Raw genomic sequence first — 10871 nt, 5'->3', positions numbered from 1 at the left:
CCGCCTCCTGTAGGATCGAGCGCCACCTTAAGGTGGCTCCGAAGGCCGCTCGCGAGCGGCCCGTAAATCAGCCGCTTTTAGCGGCTCACACATCGAAACCCCCCGGCTTTGCCGGGGGATTGTTAGTTAGGGCACCACCCGTGGAGGAGAGCCGCCGCTCGCGACCTAGCCTTCCGTGTTCGCGTGGACGCGAGCCGCCGCTTGCGACCTGGCCCTCCGCGTTCGCGTGGACGCGAGCCCTGCTCGCGACCTGATAAGCTCTCTGCGTGAGACGTACCTCGCTCCTGCTCTTCCTCCTGCTCACCGCGTGCGGAGCGCGCACATCACTCGATCCCGGCAGCGCTCCGCCCACGAGCCTCCCGCCGACGGGGCCACATGCCTGCCTCGCGGACCTCGCGAGGACGAGCTCTCCCGACTGGGAGCGCGGCCACGCGTGCGACGCGGGATCGCTCGGCGACGACGTCGGGATATTCGTGATGGTGGGCTTCGACCTCGTCGGCCTCACCAGCGCCGGGCCTCGCATCATCCACCGCTTCTTCGAAGGACAGGATGACACGAAGGCGACCGCCATCGACACGGCTATGGTCGTCCGCGGCGGCGGGGACTCCGAGCAATGGGCGTGCCGTCAGGGCGGGCTCGACCATGTGCCGCCCGCGCATGTCGTCACGAGGTCCGGAACGCCGGGCAGGCTGCGTCGCGATCCGCAGTATCACGAGCGGTGATCCGGGAGGGCGTCGTCACTCACACGTGCAGATGTACGAGCTGATCCGGTGGTTCCAGAAGTCTCCGACCCAGGGTACAGCGCCCGAGGCGACCCAGGAGTCACCCCGCGAAATTGCCGTGTTCGTAGACCGTCACCGCGCACCCTGGATCGAGGACCATGGACGAGACCCAATCCCCCATCCCCGGCGTAAACCATGCGTTCCGCCCCGCGGGCGCGTGATGCGACCTGCCAGCGTAGTTGGCATGCTCGTAGAACGTGACACAAGCCCCTGCGCGAGAAGCAACGCAGACGGCTCCGAGGACGAGCAGACCGACCATCAGGCTTTTCGGCATACGACGCCTCCCGTCGCGCAAGGCGCAAGCATTGGGGCACATTAATACCAGCACGCGCAGTAGAACGAGCTGATCTTGTCGTCCCAGATTCCGAGCGTTGATGCATCGTCCGAGAGTGTCAACGGCTCGCCCCCGAAGTTGGGGTCTTCGTACACCGCAACCGTGCAATGAGACGCAACCTTTATAGAGGAGATGGTATCGTTCCATCCGTTCCCGATCCGCGGGACGGATGATCCTGCGTCGGCGGAATAACTCCTTCCCTCATAGTTGGGTTTTTCGAAGAACACTGCGCACGCGTCGGCGTGAGAAGCGACGCAGACTGCTCCCAGGGCGAACAGACCCACGATCATGCTCTTGATCATGAACCACCTCCCTACCCGACATGAATTCGCACGACCTCGCGGCCTACCATGCGCACTCTCGGGCGGCTGGCGATGAAGTGTCGACAATGAATACGTTGTCCCGAAGCGCGCTGAGTCAATCCCTTGATTTCGTCCGCCTATGACGGGCTTTCACGCCGAGCTTGCTACGGGGCGTCTTCAGTCGGTTATCCAAAGAAAAAGGAATGAACGAGGAGTTCCTCTACGCCGACCGACTTCGTTTCGAGGAGTTGCTTGACCACGGGTTTTGACCTCGCCTTGCACGAGTACGGCAAGAAGTTGTCCCGCGGGAGTCGGCTCCGGGGATACCCCGAAGGGCGGCCACGGGGTCGGAAGTGGCACGAGCGCGGCTGGCAAGGATGGGTTCCGTCCCGCCACCGCGTCCACGCCTCTGCAAACCGCGTCGTAGCCCTTCCCCTCGCGCATCCTCACCCTGCTCCGTCCACGAGTACGTGCGCCCCCCTGGGCATGCTTTCGCTCGTCGCGCGCGAGTACGTGCGCCCCCCGGGCGTGCTCACGCTCGTCTCCCGTCGCGCAAGGCGCAAGCATTGGGGCACATTACCTGCACGTGCAGATGTACGAGCTGATCCGGTCGTTCCAGAAGTCTCCGACCCAGTCTACAGCGCCCGAGGCTGTCCACGACGCGCCCCCGAAGTTGACGTCTTCGTACACCGTAACCTTGCAAAGCTGCTCAACCTGTATAGAGGAGATGATATCGTTCCATTCGCCGAGCCACGGGACCCCTATTTCTGCGTTGACGTAATGACTCCTTCCCACAAAGAAGTGGTCTTCGAAGAACATTGCGCACGCGTCGGCGTGAGAAGCGATGCAGACTGCTCCCAGGGCGAACAGACCCACCATCATGCTCTTGATCATGAACCACCTCCCTACCCGACATGAATTCGCACGACCTCGCGGCCTACCATGCGCACTCTCCGGCGGCTGGCGATGAAGTGTCGACAATGAATACGTTGTCCCGAAGCGCGCTGAGTCAATCCCTTGATTTTGTCCGCATTGGGGCACATTACGGCCAGCACGTGCAGATGTACGAGCTGATCCTGTCGTTCCAGTCTCCGAGCCACGGTGTATCGGCCGAGACCATCAACGACTCGCCCGTGAAGTTGACGTCTTCGTACACCGTAACCGTGCAAAGAGGGGCAACCCGTATAGAGGAGATGGTATCGTTCCATTCGTTCCCGATCCACGGGACCCTGAACCTTTCTGCGCTGATGGGAACAATCCTTCCCCCATAGTTGCCGTTTTCGAAGAACATTGCGCACGCGTCGGCGTGAGAAGCGACGCAGACTGCTCCCAGGGCGAACAGACCCACGATCATGCTCTTGATCATGAACCACCTCCCTACCCGACATGAATTCGCACGACCTCGCGGCCTACCATGCGCACTCTCCGGCGGCTGGCGATGAAGTGTCGACAATGAATACGTTGTCCCGAAGCGCGCTGAGTCAATCCCTTGATTTCGTCCGCCTATGACGGGCTTTCACGCCGAGCTTGCTACGGGGCGTCTTCCGTCGGTTATCCAAAGAAAAAGGGATGAACGAGAAGTTCCTCTACGCCGACCGACTTCGTTTCGAGGAGTTGCTTGACCACGGGGTTTTGACCTCGCCTTGCACGAGTACGGCAAGAAGTTGTCCCGCGGGAGTCGGCTCCGGGGATACCCCGAAGGGCGGCCACGGGGTCGGACGTGGCACGAGCGCGGCTGGCAAGGATGGGTTCCATCCCGCCACCGCGTCCACGCCTCTGCAAACCGCGTCGTAGCCCTTCCCCTCGCGCATCCTCACCCTGCTCCGTCCACGAGGACGTGCGCCCCCCTGGGCGTGCTTTCGCTCGTCGCGCGTGAGCACGTGCGCTCCCCCGGTCGTCCTCTCCCTACTCCGGGCACGAGCACGAGCGCCTCCCCGGGCGTGCTCACGCTCATCGCGCACGAAGACGAGCGCCTCCCCGGGCGTGCTCACGCTCCTCGCGCACGAAGACGAGCGCCTCCCCGGGCGTGCTCACGCTCCTCGCGCACGAAGACGAGCGCCTCCCCGGGCGTGCTCACGCTCCTCGCGCGCGAGAACGTGCGCTCCCCCGGGCGTGCTCATGCTCATCGCGCGCGAGCACGAGCGACCCCCCGCGCCTATTCACCCTCTCTGTTCGCGAGGACGTGCACCCCCCTCGCGCGTGCTCACACTCCGCGCGGCCGCCCACAGAGCAAGATTCCGCCGATGACAGCATTCGGCCCCTGCTTATCTTGCGGCCCTCACCCCAAGACTCCCGCTCCTTCCATGAGGGTGCGGGCATGGAGGTTTTCGTGAACGACAAGATTGCTCCCTATATGGGCCCCAGCATCATCGACGTGACCAGCATTCGTCCGAAGCTCGTGGACGCCGCCAATGGCACGCTTTCGGGCGCGCGGCGCCAGAAGCCCGGTTTTCCGGAGGTCTTCGACGAACTTTCGAAGGCCCTCCCGCAGTACGGCGAGACCCTCGGCGTTCACCCCGGCATGTTACAGAACATTGTCGACAAGACCGCCACGCTCGACGAGATCCGAGCGCTCAAGAAGGATGTCCTCAAGCTCGCGGAGATCCTCGAGGAGAGCGAAATCTACTACGAGGACGCGCGTGAGTCCGACATTAGCCGCATCGGCGGATTCCTCGACGCCACCATTCAGCACGGCGACCCGTCCGTGCAGGCCGCCTTCAACAAGACCCTGGCGTACCGCGCCCAGTACGCGAAAAAGGCCGCCGAGACGCGGCGCAAGAACAAGCAAGCCCGCCCCGAGACGAACGCCGAGACCAGCACGGAGCCCAAAGCCCCGAGTCCCGCCTGAACCGCCGCGCTGGGGCGTTGCCCCAGGCCCCACCAGGGGCTATCCGCCCCTGGACCCGGACCAGCGCAAGCGCTGGACCGTTCGTGGAAGAACTGCGCATCGCGCAGTTCTTCCAACAGGCCGGTGGCAAGACCAGGAAGGTGCGTTTCACGCCGGCGACGGGCACGTTGCCAGTTGAATCGTCAGCGCCGCGGTCTTGATGGGCAGGTTCGTCGTTGGTCTTGACCTGGCCTGTTCGATGAACTGCGCATCGCGCAGTTCATCGACCCCGGGTCCAGCGCTTGCGCTGGTCCGGGTCCAGGGGCGGATAGCCCCGGTGGGGCCTGGGGCAAAGCCCCAGCGCAGCGCCTCACTGCCCCGCGTCCGCCTCCGCGTCGCGCGCCTTCATGTCGTGCTCGATCAGCGCGCGCGTCGTGGGGAGCGCGTCACGGCAGCGCGCTTCGACCGCTTCCATGTTTTCGATCGAAGTGACCCAGGCACGCGTCTTCTGGCAAATCGACGTGGCGGAGGGCAGCGATGAATCGCAGGCGAGGCTGAGGAGGGCGCGGCAGCTCGGCATGTTGCGGACCCAGATCGGCATGTTGCGGCCGGCGATTACGGTTTTCGAATCATTGGCATCGGTGATTACGGGTACTCCCGCCTGCTTCGCCTTTTGCTCCTCCACATACGCCTTTTGCTTTGCGTACGCCTTCGCGCACTCGGCGTCGATCGCCGGCCACGCGCCGGGCGGAAGCTTCTCGAAGCGGGCGACATCCGATTTGTCACGCGAGCACTTCGCGCGCGCCCACGATCCGAGCTTGGGATCGCAGTCGAGGTCGATGATCTTCTTGCACCAGGCGAGCGGCTTCGCGGGCTGGGAGCGCGGGGCATTCCCCTGTGTCGGAACCGAGGCGCTCGCGGCGCCGATTGCGTCGTCGTCGCTCCCGGTCGGCACCGGCGCGGCGGAGGGGTCGCCGATCACGAGCGATGACGACGGCACGATGAGCGACGGCGAGGGCGCGGCCGCGAGCGCCCCCAACCCCGACGCGGCCAGCGCCGGAGCTTCCGCACCGCGCGATCGCACCCACCCGAGCGCGACCGCGGCGAATGAGACGGCGGTCGCCGTCGCCGCGAGGATCGCCCGCCGCGGGACCACTCGACCGAGATCGCGCCGCGCGCTCGGCCGATCCTGGGGCGGCGCCGGCGCGACCTTCGTCCCCTCGGCCAAGTCCGCCGGGCTCGCAGGGGTCGTCTCGATCACGGGCGCACGCGCGGTCCGGCGCGGTACGGCGTCGGCCTCGGCGATCGCCGTCTGCAGGCTCGTGACGAGCTCGCCCACGGACGACGGCCTCCGCTCGACGCGCGTCGACAGCGCCCGCATGATCGCGTCGGACAGGGCCGCGGGGATCGACGGCTCGAGATCGCTCGGCGGCCTCGCGTGGAGTCGATCCTGCGCGTCGGGCGCGTCGCTCCAGGGCAGCCGCCCCACCAGCATCGCGTAGAGCACCAGCGCGAGCTCGTAGACATCCGACGCGATCGTCGCCCGCGATCCGAAGAAGCGCTCGGGAGCCATCGTCGCTTTCGTCCCGCGCACCACGCCCTCCTCCGTGGTGGTCGACGGCTGCGCCTCGGCTTCGCGACCGATGCCGAGGTCGAGCAAGATCGGTGATCCGTCCTCGCGGAGGAAGACGTTCTCGGGCTTGAGATCCCTGTGGATCAGGCCGGCGTCGTGGACCGCGGCGACGCCTCGGGCGAGCTCCTCGAAGCACGCCATCGCCGCCCCGAGCTCGAGCCGGCCGCGCGCGATTCGCGCCGCGAGGGTCTCGCCGCGGAGCCGGGGCATCGCCAGGAACGCCGCGCCGTCGGGCAACGCCCCCGCCTCGACGATCTCGACGACGTTCGGGTGCTTCACCCGCGCGAGAAGCTCGGCCTCCGCGAGGAACCGCGCGCACTGACGCTCGTCGGTCACGCCCTTCATGACCTTGAGCGCGAGATCGCGACCGTCCCGCCGCGCCGCGTAGACGATGGCGCTCCCGCCCTCGCCGAGCACGCCCTCGATCGTAAAACCTCCGAGCGACTCGCTCATACGATGGGCTCATCGTAGCGTGCACCGCGAACGCTGCGCAGTCTGGTGCGGCGATCGAAGAATACCGGCGGAAACACCTTGCCCCATCGGAGGGCGAGGGCCGGCGCTGGCACTCCGTGACATCCTGAGGCGGCGATGTTCACCCGAACGACGAACCAGATGGAGCGCCCGACCGCGCCCCTGCGAAGCCGCCTCCGCGTGCTCCATGGTCCCGAGGCGGGCCTCGAGATCGAGCTGCCCCGCGCAGGCCTCGTCATCGGCGCCTCCGAAGCGAGCGATGTAACGCTCAGCGATCCGCTCGTCTCTTCACGCCACTGCTCCGTTCGCCCGACGGCAGGTGGATTCGAAGTGACGGACCTCGGGTCCACCAACGGCACCTCGTACGACGGCGCGCTCCTCGCCAAGGCGCGCCTCCCGGTGGGTGCGGTGCTGGGCGTGGGCTCGACGCTGCTCCAGCTCCTTCCGGACGAAGAGGTCCTCGAGATCCCTCCGAGCGCCGCCACGTCCTTCGGCAACCTCGTGGGGTCGAGCCTCGCGATGCGCCGGATCTATGCGCTCCTCGACCGCGCTGCCGCCTCGAACGCGTCGGTGCTCCTTTTGGGCGAAAGCGGGACGGGCAAGGAGGTCGCGGCGCGCGCGGTCCACGACGCGAGCCCGCGGCGGAACGGGCCCTTCGTCATCTTCGACGGCGGCGCCGCGGCGGAGAACCTGGTCGAGAGCGACCTCTTCGGACACACGCGCGGCGCGTTCACCGGCGCCGACCGCGATCGCCTCGGAGCGTTCGCCCTGGCGCACGGAGGCACTCTGTTCCTCGACGAAATTGGCGATCTCCCGCTGCGCCTTCAGCCCAAATTGCTGCGCCTCCTGGAGACGGGGACGGTGCAGCCCGTGGGCGGCGCGCGCCAGCAGGCGTACGACGTGAGGATCATCGCCGCGACCCATCATGATCTCCGCACCGAGGTCGCGCGAGGTACCTTCCGCGGAGACGTGTACTACCGCCTCGCGGTGGTCGAGGTGCACCTGCCCGCGCTCCGCGAGCGGCTCGACGATATCCCGGATCTCACGCGCGCTTTCCTCGAGCGTGAAGGGGTTCGCGTCCCGAGCGTGGACGCCCTTGCCGGAAAGAACCTCGATCGCCTTCGAGGCTACTCGTGGCCTGGCAACGTGCGCGAGCTGAGAAACGCAATCTCGCGCGCGGTCGCGCTCGGGCCGAAGGGCGCGTGCTTCGCCGAGATGCCCGTGATGATCGGGAGCGTCCAGCGCTTCGAGCCCGAGGCGCCGATCGATCGCCCCTTCAGCGAGGCCAAAGCCGAGCTCGTCGAGCAGTTCGAGAAGGCCTACGTGCGAAACCTCTTGGCGAAGTACGGCGACAACATGACCGAGGCGGCGAAGGTCGCGGGGCTCGAGCGGAAGCACCTTTATCGCATCCTGGCTCGGCTGGGGATCACGCCCGGCAGGGGCGATCGCAACGACGGATAACCATTCGCGCCGCTCTCATGCTGTCCCCGCGGAGCCCCGGTGTCGTTCCGGCGCTTGGGGGCCCGGAGCCCCATCGTCCGGGAGGCCGCCCGCAAATTCGCGCGAATCTTCGGCGTTTCGAGCGCTCTCTCGCTTGGCGCCCGCCTTGCTGAAGGGGGCACGACACGCAGGATCCGCGTCGTCGCGTCGTCACTCGGCACGCAGAGATATGAAGATCGATTTCAATCGCTCACTGTGCTTCCTCCTCGCGGCCTCGCTGGTCATGGCCTCGGCGGCATGCGAGCCGATCGCGTTCTCGCCCTATCCTTCGACACCGCAGCCGCCTGACACGCCGCGCCTTTCGCTCCGTGCTGACGGGAGTTACCTCAAAGACGGCAAGGTCTACCGGACCAGCGCGCTCTCCGATCTGGTGCGTGACCACCCGGAGGCCCGCAAGCTCGCGCTGGAGTATGAGCGAAACAAACCCATCGCCCGCGGTCTGCTCATTGCTGGCTTGACCATGACCGTGACCGGCGGCGTGGTCATGTTCCCAGGGCTTATCGCCCAAAACGATCCGGTGGCCGTCGTCGGTGGCGTGCACGCGGGGATAGGCCTCTTGGTGCTGACGGTGCAAACCATCTTCGACGGCGCCCCGCGCTGGGAGCAGCACCGCGCGATCGATCTCTACAATGAGAGCGCGCCGCCGCTTAGCCCTCTGGTCCCGCGTCCGCTGGGCTCTCCGCCCTGGTCTGCCCCCCTGCCGCCCGTGAGGTCCTACTGATCATCGAGCCATCCGGCACGGCGTGCTTGAGGGTCAAAAGCCGTCGCGACGGGGGCGCGCCCTCCACGAACGTGTCGCAAAAGGGCGTGCCTTGATGTCACGCGTGACGCGTCATCCTCGGCGTGCCGAGGGCTCGCCACCGGCGCGCCGGCGCCGGGCGACGGCGGCGGCTGCCGCGACGAGCAGCCACGCCGACGAGGGCGCTCCAGAGCCACCGGCCGCCCGGCAACCGCAGCCGTCCGGCTGATCGCTCGATCCGCCGGAGCTCCCGCCGCCGGCCCCGCCTGGGCCAGCCGTGGTGCTGCTCGTGCCGCCGCCCTGGCCACCGCTGCCGCCCTGGCCACCGCCGCCGCCCTGGCCACCGCTGCCGCCCGCGCCCGCGTTCTCGACCTCGCATTGAGCCGAGCAGCCATCGCCGGCGATACCGTTCCCGTCGTCGCACGCTTCCACGCCCGCATGGACGAAGCCGTCACCGCAGGTCGCATGGACGCACGTGTCGAGGCACGCGTCGGTGTTGATCTCGTTCCCGTCGTCGCACGCCTCCGGCCCGTTCATGATCCCATCCCCGCAGGACGGGCCGATACCGGAACAATCCGCCTTGCAGTTTCCGTACGTCCCATTCAGCGCGCCGCTGTCGCAGACCTCGCCCACGCCCACCACGCCGTCGCCGCAGACGCTGGCGGGCACATACTCGTAGGCCCCCATGTCGAACTGGGCGCCGTTGAACCCGTCGCCGTCCTGCGGGCGTGCAGCGCCGTCGATGTCGGTGGCCGGCGCGCCGGTCGCGGTGCCTGCGTCGATGCAGACGCTGCCCATCGTCAGGCTCAGATCGCTGGGAGCGCTCTTGTAGTTCGGATTCTGCGAGATGCAGCCGGCGCCAGGAGCGGCGTTATAATAGGGAGTGGGGTTGCCCCACACGTTGGAGTACGTGACGTTGACGGTGGAGTTGGTGTCCGTGGCGCGGATGCCGTTCACCGTGTGCTGGGTGATGATCGAGTTCTTGATCGTCACCGTCTGCGTGCCGTTGACGGCGATGCCGTACGAGCCGTTGGCATGCAGGGTCGAGTTGACGATGGTCGTCGTCGGGGGCGTGGAACTGCTCACCAGCCCCACCCCGCGCGTATTGTTCGAGCGGATGACCGTGTTGATGATCGAGAGCGTCACGCTCTCGTTGGTGACCATGTTCGTGTCGACCCCCACGGCCCCGCCCTGGATGACCGAGTTGGAGATCGTCACGCTGGCGGGGGCACCGGGGCCGACGACATTGTTGTAATTGAGCAACACGCCCGTACTGGAGGGCGAGATGGTGAGGGTGTCGAGCGTGGCCGTGCCAGCATGGAGCACGATGCCCATGTAGGACTTGGTGATGCTGGTATGGCTCACGCTGAGCACCGCCCCGGCGTTGTTGCTCGTGATCCCGTACATCGCATTCTGGAGGGTGGCGTTCGAGATCGACGCCGCCGTAGCCGCCGGATCGATGACGATTCCGTACCATTCCGATTTGGACGCGCCGGTCTGGCCCTTGAAGGAGATGGGGTTCGCGGCCGTGCCGACGGCGTGGATCGTCCCCTTGATCGTCAGCTCCACGCGGTCCGTGTCGGTCCCGGCACCCTGGCCGTCCGTGTCCGCGAACTGCACGTCGACCCCGGGCTGGATGGTGAGGGTGGCGCCGCTCTGGACCGTCACGTCCCCGAGCACGATGTAAGGACTCCCGGCAACGGTCCAGGTCTGATTGCCGAGGTTACCGCCCACGATATTCGTCGCGGCGCTGGCCGTACGCGAGGGGAGCAGCAGCGCGGCGAACGACGCCACGAGCACGGAGACGTGAAGCAGTGGCCGAGGGATACGAGCAAGCATGACGATGGAGCTCCAGAGCAAGGGCAACCCTGCTGAATGGGCTTTTGCACGGGTTGCCGGGTCAATCGGTCCGTGGAACGAGAGGGTTTGGCGGCGCCAATGCGCGCCGTGGCTCGCCGTGAGCAAAGCGCGTACCCGCTCCCGTTCGGCGCGGAATCAGCAGGATTTCCCGGGCATGTCGCGCCCCAGCCCTCCGCGTGTGGGTCCTCGGAGCCCCACATTCACCCGATCGGATGAGTCCTCGCTGGGACAACCGCTCTCGTCGCGCTCGCGGGGGCGGCTTCGGGGCTGAGCATTGGTCTCGTCTGGGAGCCGTTTCGCTGGGGCGTTGCCCCAGGCCCCACCAGGGGCTATCCGCCCCTGGACCCGGACCAGCGCAAGCGCTGGACCCGGGGTCGATGAACTGCGCGATGCGCAGTTCATCGAACAGGCCGATTCAAGACC

The 10871-nt window shown here is 66.8% G+C and carries 9 protein-coding genes; 4 read left to right on the top strand and 5 right to left on the bottom strand.

The genetic code is table 11. The annotated features are described in order from the left end of the window. The first annotated feature begins 266 nt into the window (after positions 1 to 266). Positions 267 to 722 (top strand): hypothetical protein, encoded by a 456-nt coding sequence (locus KEG38_RS54465; RefSeq protein ID WP_272429130.1) that lies wholly within the window; start codon positions 267 to 269, stop codon positions 720 to 722. A 375-nt stretch (positions 723 to 1097) separates the two neighbouring features. Here the strand turns inward: KEG38_RS54465 and KEG38_RS54460 are convergent, their stop codons facing one another. From KEG38_RS54460 to KEG38_RS54450, 3 genes are all read right to left on the bottom strand, one after another. Beyond that, complete coding sequence (locus KEG38_RS54460; protein WP_272429128.1) at positions 1098 to 1418, bottom strand: peptidase inhibitor family I36 protein; 321 nt, start codon at positions 1416 to 1418, stop codon at positions 1098 to 1100. Positions 1419 to 1994: 576 nt separating this feature from the next. Beyond that, positions 1995 to 2312 carry a peptidase inhibitor family I36 protein gene (locus KEG38_RS54455; protein WP_272429127.1) on the bottom strand — a complete coding sequence of 106 codons (318 nt, stop codon included), beginning with the start codon at positions 2310 to 2312 and terminating at the stop codon, positions 1995 to 1997. 148 nt (positions 2313 to 2460) lie between these two features. After that, on the bottom strand, positions 2461 to 2784 hold the full coding sequence (locus KEG38_RS54450) for a peptidase inhibitor family I36 protein (RefSeq protein ID WP_272429125.1): 324 nt from the start codon (positions 2782 to 2784) through the stop codon (positions 2461 to 2463). Between the two features lie 963 nt (positions 2785 to 3747). Between KEG38_RS54450 and KEG38_RS54445 the strand changes: the two genes are divergently transcribed. Beyond that, entirely contained in the window at positions 3748 to 4266 is a 519-nt protein-coding gene (locus tag KEG38_RS54445; protein ID WP_272429124.1) for a hypothetical protein, read from the top strand. A 349-nt stretch (positions 4267 to 4615) separates the two neighbouring features. On the opposite strand, the gene KEG38_RS54440 is transcribed toward KEG38_RS54445, so the two are convergent. After that, positions 4616 to 6331, bottom strand: coding sequence for a serine/threonine-protein kinase (locus KEG38_RS54440; RefSeq protein WP_272429123.1), 1716 nt, complete (start codon positions 6329 to 6331; stop codon positions 4616 to 4618). A 135-nt stretch (positions 6332 to 6466) separates the two neighbouring features. Between KEG38_RS54440 and KEG38_RS54435 the strand changes: the two genes are divergently transcribed. Together KEG38_RS54435 and KEG38_RS54430 are read left to right on the top strand one after the other, a co-directional pair. Further along, on the top strand, positions 6467 to 7810 hold the full coding sequence (locus tag KEG38_RS54435) for a sigma 54-interacting transcriptional regulator (protein ID WP_272429121.1): 1344 nt from the start codon (positions 6467 to 6469) through the stop codon (positions 7808 to 7810). 208 nt (positions 7811 to 8018) lie between these two features. Next, positions 8019 to 8570 (top strand): hypothetical protein, encoded by a 552-nt coding sequence (locus KEG38_RS54430; RefSeq protein WP_272429119.1) that lies wholly within the window; start codon positions 8019 to 8021, stop codon positions 8568 to 8570. Positions 8571 to 8681: 111 nt separating this feature from the next. Here the strand turns inward: KEG38_RS54430 and KEG38_RS54425 are convergent, their stop codons facing one another. Further along, complete coding sequence (locus tag KEG38_RS54425) at positions 8682 to 10427, bottom strand: DUF4215 domain-containing protein (protein WP_272429118.1); 1746 nt, start codon at positions 10425 to 10427, stop codon at positions 8682 to 8684. Positions 10428 to 10871: the final 444 nt, after the last annotated feature.

The organism is Polyangium jinanense (assembly GCF_028435265.1).
Taxonomy (GTDB): domain Bacteria; phylum Myxococcota_A; class Polyangia; order Polyangiales; family Polyangiaceae; genus Polyangium; species Polyangium jinanense.
Note: the sequence above shows the minus strand (reverse complement) of the source record. Positions and strands in the feature narration are given on the sequence as shown.